General features: G+C 65.1%; 18 protein-coding genes. All 18 read right to left on the minus strand.

What is annotated here, in order from left to right:
- Positions 1–559: 559 nt before the first annotated feature.
- On the minus strand, positions 560–730 hold the full coding sequence (locus F813_RS14455) for a hypothetical protein (protein WP_017926595.1): 171 nt from the start codon (positions 728–730) through the stop codon (positions 560–562).
- 131 nt (positions 731–861) lie between these two features.
- Entirely contained in the window at positions 862–1281 is a 420-nt protein-coding gene (locus F813_RS0110940; RefSeq protein ID WP_017926596.1) for an STY4534 family ICE replication protein, read from the minus strand.
- Positions 1282–1487: 206 nt separating this feature from the next.
- On the minus strand, positions 1488–1679 hold the full coding sequence (locus F813_RS0110950) for a hypothetical protein (protein ID WP_017926598.1): 192 nt from the start codon (positions 1677–1679) through the stop codon (positions 1488–1490).
- A 185-nt stretch (positions 1680–1864) separates the two neighbouring features.
- Positions 1865–2101 carry a hypothetical protein gene (locus F813_RS0110955; protein ID WP_017926599.1) on the minus strand — a complete coding sequence of 79 codons (237 nt, stop codon included), beginning with the start codon at positions 2099–2101 and terminating at the stop codon, positions 1865–1867.
- 24 nt (positions 2102–2125) lie between these two features.
- Entirely contained in the window at positions 2126–4360 is a 2235-nt protein-coding gene (locus F813_RS0110960; RefSeq protein ID WP_081601312.1) for a DNA topoisomerase III, read from the minus strand.
- Between the two features lie 8 nt (positions 4361–4368).
- Positions 4369–4881: a hypothetical protein gene (locus F813_RS0110965; RefSeq protein ID WP_017926601.1), complete on the minus strand. Its 513-nt coding sequence runs from the start codon at positions 4879–4881 to the stop codon at positions 4369–4371.
- The gene (locus F813_RS0110970; protein ID WP_017926602.1) at positions 4878–5102 is read right to left on the minus strand and encodes a hypothetical protein; all 225 of its coding nucleotides are present in this window, start codon (positions 5100–5102) and stop codon (positions 4878–4880) included. Before F813_RS0110970 ends, F813_RS0110965 begins: the two co-directional genes overlap by 4 nt.
- Positions 5103–5105: 3 nt before the next feature.
- Positions 5106–5300: a hypothetical protein gene (locus F813_RS0110975; protein ID WP_017926603.1), complete on the minus strand. Its 195-nt coding sequence runs from the start codon at positions 5298–5300 to the stop codon at positions 5106–5108.
- Positions 5293–5688, minus strand: coding sequence for a single-stranded DNA-binding protein (gene ssb / locus F813_RS0110980; protein WP_017926604.1), 396 nt, complete (start codon positions 5686–5688; stop codon positions 5293–5295). Before ssb ends, F813_RS0110975 begins: the two co-directional genes overlap by 8 nt.
- 187 nt (positions 5689–5875) lie before the next feature.
- Positions 5876–6226 (minus strand): hypothetical protein, encoded by a 351-nt coding sequence (locus F813_RS0110985; RefSeq protein ID WP_017926605.1) that lies wholly within the window; start codon positions 6224–6226, stop codon positions 5876–5878.
- The gene (locus tag F813_RS0110990) at positions 6216–6623 is read right to left on the minus strand and encodes a hypothetical protein (RefSeq protein WP_026148254.1); all 408 of its coding nucleotides are present in this window, start codon (positions 6621–6623) and stop codon (positions 6216–6218) included. The genes F813_RS0110985 and F813_RS0110990 overlap by 11 nt, the downstream gene beginning before the upstream one ends.
- Before the next feature lie 153 nt (positions 6624–6776).
- Positions 6777–7607 (minus strand): PFL_4669 family integrating conjugative element protein, encoded by an 831-nt coding sequence (locus F813_RS0110995; RefSeq protein WP_017926607.1) that lies wholly within the window; start codon positions 7605–7607, stop codon positions 6777–6779.
- A gap of 38 nt (positions 7608–7645) precedes the next feature.
- A complete protein-coding gene (locus tag F813_RS0111000) occupies positions 7646–7957 on the minus strand; it encodes a hypothetical protein (RefSeq protein ID WP_017926608.1) in 312 nt (103 codons plus the stop codon).
- Between the two features lie 248 nt (positions 7958–8205).
- Positions 8206–9024 (minus strand): PH domain-containing protein, encoded by an 819-nt coding sequence (locus F813_RS0111005; RefSeq protein WP_017926609.1) that lies wholly within the window; start codon positions 9022–9024, stop codon positions 8206–8208.
- Positions 9021–10346 (minus strand): STY4528 family pathogenicity island replication protein, encoded by a 1326-nt coding sequence (locus tag F813_RS0111010; RefSeq protein ID WP_017926610.1) that lies wholly within the window; start codon positions 10344–10346, stop codon positions 9021–9023. The genes F813_RS0111005 and F813_RS0111010 overlap by 4 nt, the downstream gene beginning before the upstream one ends.
- Positions 10343–10975, minus strand: a complete 633-nt coding sequence (locus F813_RS0111015; RefSeq protein WP_017926611.1) for a DUF2857 domain-containing protein — start codon at positions 10973–10975, stop codon at positions 10343–10345. The genes F813_RS0111010 and F813_RS0111015 overlap by 4 nt, the downstream gene beginning before the upstream one ends.
- Positions 10976–10978: 3 nt before the next feature.
- Positions 10979–12553, minus strand: coding sequence for a ParB family protein (locus F813_RS0111020; RefSeq protein WP_026148255.1), 1575 nt, complete (start codon positions 12551–12553; stop codon positions 10979–10981).
- Positions 12546–13391 (minus strand): ParA family protein, encoded by an 846-nt coding sequence (locus F813_RS0111025; RefSeq protein ID WP_017926612.1) that lies wholly within the window; start codon positions 13389–13391, stop codon positions 12546–12548. The genes F813_RS0111020 and F813_RS0111025 overlap by 8 nt, the downstream gene beginning before the upstream one ends.
- Between the last annotated feature and the right edge of the window lie 75 nt (positions 13392–13466).

Here is a 13466-nt window from a genome sequence, read left to right on the forward strand (position 1 = left end):
GAATGGATCGACCGGCGAGCCGGCGCACCCCTGCCCGATCCGGGGGTGCTTCAGGGGCCTGATACGCTCAGGCGGGCGGTAAAGCCGTCATTCCCCAGGATCGCCCGCGACCCTCGGGAATGACGCCACGAAAGAAGAGCCGATCCCCAGGACAAAGTCTTGGGGATCGGCGCATCGGTCGGTCAGCAGGGTGCTTCAAGGCACCAGTGACGCGGAGGTGGAGTCACCCGTGCCGGTTGGCGCTTGGTGTATTCGGGCTGAGTGAACCGAAGGTCCACGCGCTCGCCCGCGCGCTTGAATGCCATGCCTTCGTGTTTCCGGCTGATGTGAAGTCCTCGCATGAGTCTGTCTCCGAGTAATGGGGACAGACTGCCCCCACGGGGTCAGTTGTCCCCGTGGTGGGTGAAGGAAATGGATCGACCGGCAGTGCCGGCACCCTTCTTCCCGATCCGGAAGGGTTTTAAGGGGCCTGATACGCTCAGGCGGGCGGTAAAGCCGTCATTCCCCAGGATCGCGCGCGACCCTCGGGAATGACGCCCCCGAAGGGGCGTCGGCACGATCAACCGATCCGCATTTCCAGATGGTCAAGATCGGACGTGGAAAGCTGTTCCAGATCGGCATCCGTAATGGGCTCCAGGGTGCGGGTATCCAGTACCTGGAAACCGCACTTGAGGGCCTCGGAAACCGAGTCGAGCGAACGAAAGAGCTTGGTGATGGTGCGAGCTTTCATGGGGCTTCTCCGTCAGTTGTGGGACACCCCGATCCCTCCTGCCGTGGCAAGAGGGATCGGTGGTGTCCCACAACGGAGACACCCCGTTGCCAGGGGGTGAGAGGATCCCCCTGGCGAACGGTCTGCCGGATTCAGGCGGCGGAGCTTTCCGGTTCCTGAGTCGAGTCCGCCGATGCGGTGTAGACGGTTTCGCCGTCCACCTTGACCCAGGCGATCCGGAGCAGCCGAGCTTTCAGCGAAACGCCGGTCTGACCGGCTTTCTCGCCTTTCTGATACTCGAACAGATCCGGGTACAGATCACCCAGCTTGAATCCGATGAGGACCTTGCGATCTTCATCGACGTAGGACTTGGCCGCCTTGATCAGACGCTCGGCTTCCGCCCCGCTGACCCGGCAATCGAACCGGGTCTTGTCCGGGGCGTCAGCGGATCCATGCAGCGCGACGATGTCGCACGCATAGAAGGACGCCCCCTTCTTGGGGCTCACCTCGCGCACCCGATTCAGGTAGCCAAGGCCGGTGATGTGAAGATCGAAGTATTTGTTCTCAGACATGGTGTTTCTCCTATCAGTGATGAATCCGGAGAAACCATGCCCGTCCGGGGATTGGTTTCCCCGGGAGGGTGAAGGTAGCGCGAGGCGCTACTTTTTCTTGTTGCGACTGCTGCGAAGTTCCTGACGCAAGATCCAGACGTTCAGGGCGAGGAAGAAGACACCAATGACCGTAGCCATGATGCCAACTGGACCAATGTCGAACATTGTTAATCCCCTTCTGCGATTTGGATGTTGCCTACAACCACGAGAATAAGTCCCCACATTAGAACGAGGAACGAATCCGCGATGGAAGCGGCGTCAAAAAAATAAGCCAGAACTGCACCGACGGTCAGCGCAATGCCGATCTTTCGGGTGTCGTCCTTGAGCTTAGTGATGTTCACAGTGAGCTTCTTGTTCAAAGGCGCCTCCTTCGAGAATAGCCGAAAGAGACGCGCCCAACCGGGGGGAGGCTCTCCCCGGCGTGGGTGGATGGAATACAGCAGGACCGACTGGCTGGGCCAGCGCACCGCTACCCGGTCCGGGCGGTGCTTTCAGGGGCCTGATGCGCTCAGGCGGGCGGTAAAGCCGTGTGACGCTTCTAGTTTTATCCTTCCCAATAATCGTCTGTCAATTCATGCGGGTCGAGCGGGCGCTCGATCTGGCGCAGCTCCCGCACATCGGCCTCCACCCATGCGTGGTCCCGCTCCCGGTAGAGCAGGCGCTGCATCGGGGCGTCGTCCGGAATATCCAGGACTTCGCAGATCCCGTGTTCCGGGTGTTCCACCGTGGCGCCGGAAGCGCAGTGATCGCGGCGCTCGATGGGGAAGCGGATGATCGCCATGGGATCTCCTGTTGTCTGGCGCAGTCAGTCGAACTGCAGCTGCACCTTGCCTTCCGATAGTTTCGCACCGGCATCAAAGGTTTTGCCAGTCCGCTTGCTCTTGAGACCCTTGAGCTGTACCCGATCCCCCGCGAACAGCGTGAGCGCCTGGGTCTCGGTCAGCTTCTTGCCACTGACCTGCTTCCAGACAATGGCGTTGCACGCTTCGCACTGCCAGGCCTTGGGTGATTCCTTGATGTTGCCCTGCTGGGCGCAGCCGCACTGCCCGACCGGCCCCTGTTTTGGGGCCTTGCCGGGTTTTCCGCCCTGGTCGGGCAGCGTGGTCGTGCAGTCCGGATAGCGGGTACAACCCCAAAACGCCCCGGACCCGCCCTTGCGGCGCCGCATGGGCGAACCGCATGCGGGGCAGGCGTGCTGGGCCTGCGCCTCGACCTGAACCGCGTCGGCGCCCTGCTGTTGAACGTTCTGCACCAGTCGCTTGACCCATTCGGACTGCCGTTGCAGGAACCCGTCGATCTCGCCTTCTCCGTTGGCGATCTGGTCCAGTGCCTGTTCCCACAGGGCCGTGGTGGACGGGTCCTTCACCGGATCCGGCAGCGCATCGATCAGCGACCGGGCGGCGGCCGTGGACGTGAGCTTCTTCTTGCGCTCATCCAGGTAACCGCGATCCATGAGGGTCTGGATGATCCCGGCGCGCGTCGCCTCCGTGCCGATGCCCGTGTTCTCTTTCAGGACGCGCCGCAGCCGCTCGTCCGCGATCTCGCGGGCGATGTTCTTCATGGCGGCGAGCAGCGTGCCCTGGGTAAAGCGTTCCGGCGGGGTGGTTTCCTTGTCGCGGATCTGCGCGCCGGCCAGTGAGACGGGGTCGCCTTTCTGCACGTTGGGAAGGGCCTGGTCGCTTTCGGCGCGCTCCTCGGCCGAAGCGTCCGTCTGGATCAGTACACGCCAACCGGTTCGGCGATTGACGCGCCCCTGCGTGCGGAACGTTTCGCCTTCGGCCGCGACTTCCAGCCGCGTCTGGTCGTACTCGTAGGCGGGATAGAACTGTGCAATGAAACGGCGTCGGATCAGGTCGTAGACCGCCTGTTCCCGCGACGACATCGCGTGGACATCCGCGACGGCGGTGGTCGGGATGATGGCGTGGTGCGCCGTGATCTTCGCATCGTTCCAGCAGCGTCCCTGTACGGCGGCATCCGCGCCTTCGACCAGGTGTTCGATGGTCGAGTCGCTCTGCATCAGTCCCTGCAGGACGTCGCGTGCCTCGCCGTGCTGGCTGACGGGCAGGTAGCGGCAGTCGGTCCGGGGATAGGAGGTGGCTTTGTGCTTCTCGTACAACGACTGTGCGGTATCGAGGACCTCCTGCGCCCCCATCCCCAGCCGTTTCGATGCCTCCTGTTGCAGCGTCGAGAGATCGTAGGGCAGCGGCGCGTTCTCGCGCTTGCGCTCGGTCTGCGCCAGGGTCACGGTGCCTTGCACCCCCTGTACACGCTGCGCCACAGAGGCGGCCGCCTGTTGACTGGTACAGCGGCCTTCGGAGTCACTCACTCCCTCGGGTGGCACCCATCGAGCCTCCCAGGAGCCGTTCGTGTGGCCGCAGCGGACCGATACCTCGTAGTACGGGACTGGCTTGAACTGTTCGATCGCGCGGTCACGATCAACCACGAGCTTGAGGGTGGGCGTCTGGACGCGCCCCACGGACAGAACGCCGTCATAGCCTCGGGCCCGAGCCGCGAGGGTGTAGGCCCGCGTGAGGTTCATGCCCACAAGCCAGTCGGCACGGGCGCGCGCCACGCCGGCCCGGTACAAGGGGAAGGTTTGATCCCCCGGTAGCAGGTTGGCGAGGGCCTTGCGCACGCTGGCCTCGTCCAGCGCGGCGAGCCAGAGGCGCTGGATCGGCCCCCGGTAGGCACACAGATCCAGCACCTCGCGCGCAATCGTCTCGCCTTCCCGGTCGGCGTCCGTCGCGACGACGACTTCGGAGGCCTGTTTCAGCAGGGACCGGATGCTGGAAAAGTGCCCCTTCACCTTGGGTCGCACGTTCATCCGCCACTGGTCCGGCAGGATGGGAAGCGTCTCCACGCGCCACTGCTTGAGCGCCGGGTCATAGTCTTGTGGCGGGGCCATTTCCAGCAGGTGCCCGAAGCACCAGGTGACTGTCACCCCATCCCCGCGAATACACGCATTTTCCTTGCGCGAAGCGCCGAGTACGCGCGCAATATCGCGGGCTTGTGAGGGCTTTTCCGCAAGAAACAGTCGCACGACCGGACCTACTCGACCGTGGAGCGCACTTTCGCGCGGAAGCGGTCCATGAACGCGTCCGTGGCCGGGAAGCCGTCTACGCTGTCCGTGCCCTCGTAATACTCCACGGCGATGTGACTGCCGCTGCCCTCCCGGGAAATATCCATCTGCACCACGCCGGCGTGACCGAGGATTTCGCGGTAGTCCCGCACGGAGTAGAAGGATCCGGGGTTTTCATGGAAATGGTAGGCGTCCGAGGCCTCCAGCCACGGCTGTCCGGCGGGATTGGTGCGCTGTTCCAGGGGCAGATACCCGAACTGGCGGCGGATGCGGTTGAAGGCCGTATCGACGTCGGTGGCGGTGGTGACCTCGAAGTTGAGGATCTCGTTCGCGTACTGCTGCTGTCCGGAGGCCTGGCTGCTGGATCCGGCCGTGGAGCTGCTGGAGGTCGTCGGTCGCGTCTCCTCAATCACAATGCAGCCGGACAGGGCCGCGATAGCGGCACCGGCGAGGAGGGTGCGGGTGATCGTTCCGTTCGTCATGGAGTGTCTCCTTCTTCCTTGGTTGGGTCATCGGCGGCTACGCGCGATGCGATCGTGGGTTCTGGCTTCGTGGGTACGCGGGTGACCGCGGCCCATTGCCCTCTGCGCCAGTCGGCGCTTTCGTCGGCCTCCTTCCCGGCCGCCTGGTCGCTGTGCGCCTCAAAGCGGGTCGTGGCGACCACGCGACCGAGTTCCACCAGTTGGGCCTGATACAAGGGCATGCCTCAGCTGGCCTCGTCGGGATGCGTCCACTCGCCGCACCAGTGGATCGCCTTCGTCAGGGGGAACGGTCCGTCGCTCTCGCCTACGGGTTGCAGCAGTCCCGGGGGGTGGCGTCGGCAGGAGCCTTCATTGGTGCTCAGGCGGTGCCAATAGATGCAGGCATCGCAGCGTGCACGGGCGAACGGGGTCTCAGGCATCCGTCGCTCCCGCGCTGTCGTCCCGTCGCCGGAACGTCACGTCCTCGACGCGTGCAAGGTCCAGATCGACGGCGGTCGCGCGGACTTCGAGGCGGGATCGTTCCTCGCCGGTCTCGCGGTCGCTCCATGTGGACTCGAACAGCTCTCCCTCGACGTGGACCCGAGCGCCCTTCGGCAGCAGGCGCGCGGCCTGTTCGGCACGGGGGCCCCACAAGGCTACGTCCAGCCAGAACCCGCCCTTGTCTTCAAAGCCGCCGTTGCCGTCGGGCTTCGGTCGATCAAAGAAGATGCGGAGGTTGGTGACGGGGGTTGATTCGCCGCCGCGCTCGGCATGGCGGAGCGTGGGCGCCGCGCCAAGGTTGCCGCGACCGGAAAAGGCATTGGACATTGATTCGCACCGGACATGGGTTCGATGTCAGCGTGCGCGGCGCCCCATCCGGAAGCTAGGCGAAATCCTGAAGTGAAGCGGGGTGGTTTTGGCCGAAAGATGCCGACTCGTCCTACTACTGGCTCAGGGTGTAACGGGGTTACACCCCCCTCTGCTCTGGCTCAGGGTTCCACTATCGGGATAGCGGTTACGCGGCGGCTCTCGCCGTCTCGATTTTCGCGATCGTCACGAGCTGGAACCGTTGCCGATCACCCAGGCGGTGGTGGCGAATCTGCTCCAACGCGTGGTCGGGTCCTGTGACGTCGATGCCGAACTCCGTTCGTGCCCGCCAAATGACACGTAGTGCGCGCGCCTGATCGAGCTCGTCGAAAAGCTCGTCGAGTTCCACTAGGTCAAGACCATTCCAGCCGTCCAGCGGCACGATATGACCCGCCCTGGCCGCCTCTTCCATGGTCATGCTGCCGATTGACCGGCGCATCGCCCGGGCAGACTTACGGATACCCTCTCGCAGTTTCTGACTCATGGTGTCATTCAGCATGGCTCCCTCCACCGCTCCATTGGTCTTCCAGCGCGTTCAAGCCCTGGAGCTGGGTGACCAGGTCCTTGAGGCGCAGCCGCTCGTAGTTCCTCCTGCGGTGCTCGAACGTGAGGATCCGCCCTCGACGTTCGATCTTCAGCCACGCCAGACGCGTTCGCAGGGGTACGCCCTCGCGGGAAAGTGCCTCCTGCAGCATGTCCGACGTAAACATCAGCCAGGACTGGCCGATGCCGTCGAATCCACGTAGACGCCACCGGAACACGGACCCACCTTCCCGCCGGGAACGATGGATCGCGGGATGCGCGACCCAGGGCCGCTGGTACGTGTTCTTGAACTCCTGCACCAGCTGGTCCATCTGGTCATCGATCTGCCGTAGCTCGGTTTCGAGAACCTGCATTCGCTTACGTGCGTCAGCGAGTTTCATGTATCCCTCTCCAGTGGCCCCGCCGCCCCCTTACCCTTAAAGGGCCCTTTAGGGCGTAACTACATGGCAGGCCTTCGGCTATAACTACTCTCCGTGCATCTGAGCCAGGCGACCGAACAAGGTCCATCACGTTCCGGTTTCCTGAGCCACGGCCGAGCCGTAGGATTCGGCCCGTTCGCCTGCAGGGGCGTCGGCTTCATCGTCGTCCTCGTCGTCATAGAGCCCCGGGGGCGGCTCGCTACGCGCTTTCGGGTCCCGAATATCGGGTGCCACCGGCGCGCGCAAGGTCCCCTCCAGGACTTCCTTCGGCGGCAGACCGAGGTTCTCGATTGCCTGTCGGGCTTTCGCTGTGCCAGCCGCCACGTCGTCTCGGGTCACGCCCTGATACTGGAATCCCTGCGGTGCATTGAACGCACTGCGGACCAGTCGGCCACCCTGATACAGCATCCGCTCGCTCTCGTCCCGGCCCATGAGCCCGACGTGGCGTGCGGTCAGGATGGCGCGTGCGGTTCGATCGAAGTCGGCGATCAGGTAGGCGCCCATAAATCCGTAGGGGTTCGAGAACTCCAGTGGGACGGTGCACGGACTCTGGCTCTGAGCCACATCGATCTCGATACCGGGCATCGAGGCCAGGAGGCGCTCGGTCTGTTCCCGGAGGGCATTGATGCCCTCGCGGTTCTCCGTGAGGGACTCATAGGTCTGCAGCAGTTTCCAGTCGGCCCACGGATCATCCAAGGCGGCGGCTCGCCAGATCCGCCGCATCGTGGTCGCGAAGCGCACGAGTCCGATGATGGGTGCCTTCTTGTCGGTGGCTCCGCGTCCGTGCACCAGCCGCTGCGCCTGGCGCGTCTGGATCTCCATCGCGGCGGACCCGCGCAGGCCTCCGGGGGACGAACTCGCGGTACGCCAGTCCACGATCGGGTCGGCCTCGTTGGGCATGGGTTTCGTGTCGGCCATGGTCGCCTCCTAATGTCGTGAGTGCCGGGCGATCCCGGTCAGCGTGTTCTATCACCGTCCTCCGTTTCCCGGCAGGCGAAATCCCAAATTGCCTGCCAGGGAGCTTCGGGTCGGTGCTCGGAAAGATCGGAACCTTCCATAAAGAGTCCGATGGCCGTGAGCGCGGACGCCTGGAGATCCGGATCGAGTCCTCGTAGATCGGACAGGTCGAGCGGCCATTCCGGCGCGTTGTAGCAGGCCAGCAGCACGCGACGGACGGAGCGCGCCTGCCCGCTGCGGTTCAGCGCAACGTCCAGCAGTCGATCCAGGGCCTGATCTGCGTCTACTGTGGCAATCCTCGGCACGGGCATTCCCCTCTGGTCTGGCTCAGGGTGTGACGGGGTCACACCCCCCTCTGGTCTGGCTCAGGGTGTGACGGGGTCACACCCTCCCTCTGGTCTGGCTCAGGGTGTGACGGGGTCACACCCTCCCTCTGGTCTGGCTCAGGGTGTGACGGGGTCACACCCCCCTCTGGTCTGGCTCAGGGTGTGACGGGGTCACACCCTCCCTCTGGTCTGGCTCAGGGTGTGACGGGGTCACACCCCCCCTCTGGTCTGGCTCAGCGATCCCAAACCGCGTCCACGCGCCGCTGGATCTCCTCCTTCACCTCCAGGGGTCGTCGGATCCCGTGCAGCCGGATCTCGCCGGTTTCGCCGCCGCCCGCCGAGGACACCCGGACCTCGCCGATTCCGATCAGGCGATCAATGACCCCCTGTTCCAGGGTCGGGATCCGGGCATTGGCATAGCGCATCGTGCGGCGGTGGCGCGCAATGATCCCGGTCTGCACCGTGACGCGATCCGGGTCGAGGGTGAATCGGTAGTAGTAGATCGCGAACACGATCCGGAACGCGGTGAGCACCATCCAGATCCCGAGGACCATCGACAGTGCTGCCTGCACGATGGGCAACTCGCCGATGCCCGGGATGGTCATGCGCCACTCGGCAATGCTCGCACCTACTGGATCGGGCAACTGCCCCAGCCAAGCCACGATCTCCGGCGTCCAGGCCAGTACGGCGAGGAGCAGCACAAACTTGAGCACCGTGGGCCATACGCTGCGCAACGCCGGGCGCAAGGTATAGGTCGGCACCTCGGCGTCCGCGTTGGCGGACTGGTCTCGGGGTGGCTCCCCGTCTGACTCCGGGCGGTGTTCCCGTGCGGCCTGTCGCAGTGACTCGCTTGGTTCCTCGTCGTCTGCTGGCCGAGGCGGGGGCTCGGGTGGTGAATCGGGATCGACCTGTTCCACGCCATACCCCGCGTGATGGTCGCCCCAATACACTTCGACCAGCTCGTACCGCTGGTCGGTCTCGCGATTCAGCGCATCCCGGACTACCCGAGCCCGGCCGTGGCTGAACGGCATGTCATGTTCGTCGAGGATCATGCCCCTGGCTCCTTGGATCGGTGGGTACTGCGGCTGCGGGCCTTCTCCAGCCGCTGCACCAGTTCGTTGTTCGTGTCGGTCTCGACCGTGACCACCTGCGCCTCGGCCTGCTGGACGCTTGCCTGATCGATCCGGCGTTCACGCTCCGCCTGCTCGGCCTTGCGCCGGCGTCGTTCGGCCGCGTCCACGGCGTAGCTCGGCAGGAAATCGCCGCTGCGCGCCCGCTTGGCGACGGCACTCAGGTAGCGCAAGGGGTTGCGGATCGGATCCGTTTGAGCGCGATCCCGGATGGCACCGGCGACCTCGTCCAGGACCTGCTGGGCCTCGTCGGCGGGTAACCCCTGCAGACATCGGTCCGCGAGCTTGCGGTGATCGGCACCGAAGCTCTCGGGGTAGTGCAGCTCAGCGACTGCCTCCTCACTGTCGCGCGCGCCCGGTGGTTCCAATACCTCAGAGGTAGGTTTTGTAGTAGTAGGTTTATATAAACTACTACTACCCCCGCGCGCGCGAGCCGAGTTAAGATTCTTAACTTGGTACGAAGTTTCTGTTTTTGAAGGATTTTCTTCGGGCGGGTCCACCGAGTTAAGATTCTTTACTCGGTGATCGGCGACCGAGTTAAGATTCTTTACTTGGCTCTCACCCGAGTTAGCCTCCTTAACTTGGGCACCGCAGGCCCGTCCCGAGGGGCTCGCGGCGGCTCGCACGGCCGGGTCGGCGCTCAGGGTGGCGAGGCGGCGCTCAAAGCGACCGCCGGTGTCCACGGGATCGGTGAGGTCGCGGTCGGCATCGAGGCGATGCTGGATCGTGGACAGCACCTGCTGCGCAGTCTCGCGCACCCGTCGATGGCCGTGATCGGTCAGGCTCTCCAGATAGGTGATGTACTCCGGATCGAGGTACATCGCCTCGGTGACGGATACCGCCTCGTCGTGGATCGCGTAGACGCTCCCCCGGTATCGGCCCTGACCGTCGCGGACGCGATCGCACAGCGAGATCCATCGAGTGATGCGCAGCATGGCGATGGCGGCGGCGATGGTGGGCCGGGACCCGAGGCCGGCGCGGCCGAACTCGTCATACGACGGGAATCCGGCGGGGGCCCGGGGATCCGAGCCCGCCTGAATCACCATCCAGGCGAGCTTGTCCGTCGGCCCCAGCTCGTCCGCGAATAGCAGCGCCCGGGGGTGGGAGTCATGCCAGTTCCCGAAATACAGGACTGCGCCTTCCTCCTCCCCGCCGGGGTCCGGCGGTCGATCCCGTAGCTGGCGCGCGGCGTCCTCCAGGTACGCCTTGAGCCCTCGGATGCGGGGTGTGATCTCCTCAGTCATGACGAGCCCCCGGCGGAATAGAGGTGGGTCCCGAACTGGTGATGCACCAGGTCCACCACGGGCTGCGTCGTCTTGGCCGGCGGATACGTTGGGGCCAGCGTGTGCTGACACTCCGCGACGAGGCGGTAAACCGCAGCGGCCGAGGTTTTCGTGCTTCGCGCGACGTGGAGATAGCGATCCGGATCCGGCAGGTCCTCCGGCGCGGCCCGCCATGCGTCCCACATCGCCTGAGCCTGTTCGGGCGAGGGGGAGCGCGGCCGGCCGGGCTGCGAGGGCAGCCCGAGCACTCGCCGACGTCGGGCCACATCCGTCGTGGTCATCCCGAATAGCGCCTCCATCATCCGGGCGTCCGCCTGGTGCCGCAGCAGCTCGTCCTGGACCTGGCGGGACTGGACCTCGCCCCGCGCTCGTTCGATCAGCTGATCGAACCGATCGGCGTCGATCTGCAGATCAATGAACAGATGCCCGAGCCGCGAAATCTCGACCAGCTCGTCGAACGTCATGTCGGCGAGGGTCGAGGCTTGGTCCGGTGTGAGGCCCAATACACTGAGGGCGTTCATGTCGGCGTCCTGCAGCCTGGACATGGCGTAGCGCAGGACATGGAGGGTGAGATCCGCTGTGCTGCTCATGGCTCAGCCCTCCCACGGATCGAGATCGTCCGCGTCGGCCTGGTGCTGCAGGTCGCGGCAGGCCTGGACGAGGGCGACGAAGTCGCCGAAATCGGGGTCGCGAAGGCACGAACTGACCATCCCGCCCAGCGCGCGCCAGGGTGGCTCGGGGATGTGCCGCGCGATGACCTCCTCCTCGTCGCCTCGGTGAATCGCTGAGGCCAGGCGATGGGTGGGGGCGGTCTGCAGGACGCGGTCCGGGTGCAGGCCGATCTGCGACCAGCTGAACAGCAGCCACCAGGTCCAGAGGCGGTAGTCGTTCTCCACCCCGTTCATCCTGGCCGCCGCCTCCTCGACCGTCTCGCTCGGCAGGTCGATGAAGTAGCCATAGCCGATGTCTACGGGTTGGATCTGATCGGCGTAGTGGTAGCGGGTGGCGATCTGCCGGGCCAACGTGTAGATCCGATCTCGAAGCTCCGCCACGGTTGGCGCCGCTGCGGGCGTGGGCGCGGGCTCAGTCGGTGCCGCGGCCGGTGGGCTGGAAGGAGGTGGGTCACCCGCACCGGCCCCATCACCGATCACTGGATCCGTTGCGGCCCCGGAACGTCCGGGGAACGCTCCGGGTGTCCCGTCAGGTGGGGCATCCTGGACGGGCGGTGTCGGTTGGGCCATTGCGCCGGGATCGGCGTCCGAGGGCATGTCGGCTGGGTCCGTCGTCCCCTCGGGGTCCTGCGTCGGCGGCGTATCGAGTTCCATGCGCACGGTGCGCAGATCGAGGGACAGCTCCTCGGCCAGACGCCGCTCCAGTTCCTGCCGCGCGGCACCGGGGTCCCAATCGGGGGCATCGGTGGCGGCGAGGGACTCCTCAAACACCATGTCCACCGCATCCTGGGTGCGCCCATGGGACTCGCCTACGGCATGGGCCGACCGATGGAGCTTGCGGAGTTTCTCCACGGCGTCGTTGCCGAGTCCCCCGTGGAGCGCTTGAGGGATACAAGAAAGCAGAGTTTTTGCGGCGTACTCAAATCGAATGAGCAGTTTCCGAGAGGCGGTGTAACCGATCTCCTGTAGCCGCCGCTGGAGTTCGCTGCGGCTCAGACTCTCGCCGGCCTCCGCCTCGAACATCTCGCGCAGCCGATCGACCGCGAGGGCGCGATCGATCAGCGTCATCGTGCCGCGCATTTCGTTTTCGATCAGGTGCGCGCCCAGCACATCCTGGTCCGAGGTCCAGGGGTGAAAGAGGACATGCACCTGGCGATAGGCCTCGTCGCCGGTCTCCTCATAGAGTTCCTTGAGGATCTGCAGCCGCGTGTTCCCGCCGGCGCGCACCATATAGAGGTCGTCGTCCGGTCGCCGCGTGACTTCGATCGCATTGTTCAGGCGCTTCTGCGCCCGGATGGAGGCCTTGATTTCGTCGTACTGCGGATTGCGCTGCCGCCGGGGGTTTCCGTCATACGGCCGGATCCGGTCGATCTCAAGCACCATCTGCGTGACGGTCAGGGGGTCGCCTGGCGGCAGCTCCTGCGCCGCCGCATCGCCGAAATGCCCGACGGTCAGGCGGCTGCGCAACTCCTCGGAACTCAGCTGTTTCTTAGCCATGTTGTGCCCCTCCCCGGATCAGGTGAGGCAGCAGCTCCTCCGTGAGGCGGCGCATGGTCTCGGCACCGGACAGGGTAGGGCCTTGCCGGTGGGGCTCCCACCGATGGACGGGCACCTGCTGGGTGGCCGCCTCGCGGTAGGCCACGGCGGAGGGGATGAACGTATCGAGGATGGTGATCTGGCCGCGACTTTCACCGGTGGCCTCGCGCCGGAGTTCGTCCGCGATCGCGCGGCCGTCTCCGGTTCGGTCTACCCGATAGAGGAGGCCGCGAAGTGGACCGACCGGTGCGCCCATGGCCGCCATCGGTCGCAGCCGATCAAGCATCGACACGGTCCCGCGCGCGAACTCGCGGGCGGAGAGGATTTCCGGGGGAATAGGCGAGAGCAGGAAGTCTGCCGCCAGGACGGCGGCATCCTGCAGGGGGCCGACAGCCCCCTGGGTATCCAGCAGGACGACGTCATAGAGGTCGTCGTAATCCGCGAGGATGTGCTTGAGCCGCACGCGGCCGTCCGGCGTGTGCAGGATCCATTGCTGCAGCCGACCCTGGGGGTCGTTGGACAGCACAATGTCGAGGGCCCCGTCGTGCTCGCCGTCGAGCGGGATGTCGATCGGAGTGACGGTGCCGTCGGTGTCGCCGTTGGTAATGAGTTCCGTGAGCCCCCCGGCGGCGATCAGGGCCGGGTCCACCGGGAAGTAGCTGGACAAGGTGGGCTGGATGTCGGCGTCGATCAGCAGGACCTTGTAGCCGAGGTCTGCGAGGTAGGCACCGAGGTTGGCCGTGACGGTGGTCTTGCCGACACCGCCCTTGGTTGATGTGGTCGTGATTCGGACTGTCATAATGGTTCCCCTTGGTACTGGTGTGTTTACCAGTCCTCACGGGTCACCTGACGTAACGCCCTCTACATTGTTTGG

The sequence above is a fragment of the Thioalkalivibrio sp. HL-Eb18 genome (assembly GCF_000364985.1).
GTDB lineage: Bacteria > Pseudomonadota > Gammaproteobacteria > Ectothiorhodospirales > Ectothiorhodospiraceae > Thioalkalivibrio.

What these genes read in the sequence shown, in the direction of transcription:
- F813_RS0110955 (WP_017926599.1), bottom strand. Translation starts at nt 2,101, where the DNA reads ATGGCGATCATCCGCTTCCCCATCGAGCGCCGCGATCACTGCGCTTCC.
- F813_RS0110965 (WP_017926601.1), bottom strand. Translation starts at nt 4,881, where the DNA reads ATGACGAACGGAACGATCACCCGCACCCTCCTCGCCGGTGCCGCTATC.
- F813_RS14455 (WP_017926595.1), bottom strand. Translation starts at nt 730, where the DNA reads ATGAAAGCTCGCACCATCACCAAGCTCTTTCGTTCGCTCGACTCGGTT.
- F813_RS0110975 (WP_017926603.1), bottom strand. Translation starts at nt 5,300, where the DNA reads ATGCCTGAGACCCCGTTCGCCCGTGCACGCTGCGATGCCTGCATCTAT.
- F813_RS0110995 (WP_017926607.1), bottom strand. Translation starts at nt 7,607, where the DNA reads ATGGCCGACACGAAACCCATGCCCAACGAGGCCGACCCGATCGTGGAC.
- F813_RS0111020 (WP_026148255.1), bottom strand. Translation starts at nt 12,553, where the DNA reads ATGGCTAAGAAACAGCTGAGTTCCGAGGAGTTGCGCAGCCGCCTGACC.
- F813_RS0111000 (WP_017926608.1), bottom strand. Translation starts at nt 7,957, where the DNA reads ATGCCCGTGCCGAGGATTGCCACAGTAGACGCAGATCAGGCCCTGGAT.
- F813_RS0110990 (WP_026148254.1), bottom strand. Translation starts at nt 6,623, where the DNA reads ATGCAGGTTCTCGAAACCGAGCTACGGCAGATCGATGACCAGATGGAC.
- ssb (WP_017926604.1), bottom strand. Translation starts at nt 5,688, where the DNA reads ATGTCCAATGCCTTTTCCGGTCGCGGCAACCTTGGCGCGGCGCCCACG.
- F813_RS0111010 (WP_017926610.1), bottom strand. Translation starts at nt 10,346, where the DNA reads ATGACTGAGGAGATCACACCCCGCATCCGAGGGCTCAAGGCGTACCTG.
- F813_RS0111005 (WP_017926609.1), bottom strand. Translation starts at nt 9,024, where the DNA reads ATGATCCTCGACGAACATGACATGCCGTTCAGCCACGGCCGGGCTCGG.
- F813_RS0111025 (WP_017926612.1), bottom strand. Translation starts at nt 13,391, where the DNA reads ATGACAGTCCGAATCACGACCACATCAACCAAGGGCGGTGTCGGCAAG.
- F813_RS0110985 (WP_017926605.1), bottom strand. Translation starts at nt 6,226, where the DNA reads ATGCTGAATGACACCATGAGTCAGAAACTGCGAGAGGGTATCCGTAAG.
- F813_RS0110970 (WP_017926602.1), bottom strand. Translation starts at nt 5,102, where the DNA reads ATGCCCTTGTATCAGGCCCAACTGGTGGAACTCGGTCGCGTGGTCGCC.
- F813_RS0110940 (WP_017926596.1), bottom strand. Translation starts at nt 1,281, where the DNA reads ATGTCTGAGAACAAATACTTCGATCTTCACATCACCGGCCTTGGCTAC.
- F813_RS0111015 (WP_017926611.1), bottom strand. Translation starts at nt 10,975, where the DNA reads ATGAGCAGCACAGCGGATCTCACCCTCCATGTCCTGCGCTACGCCATG.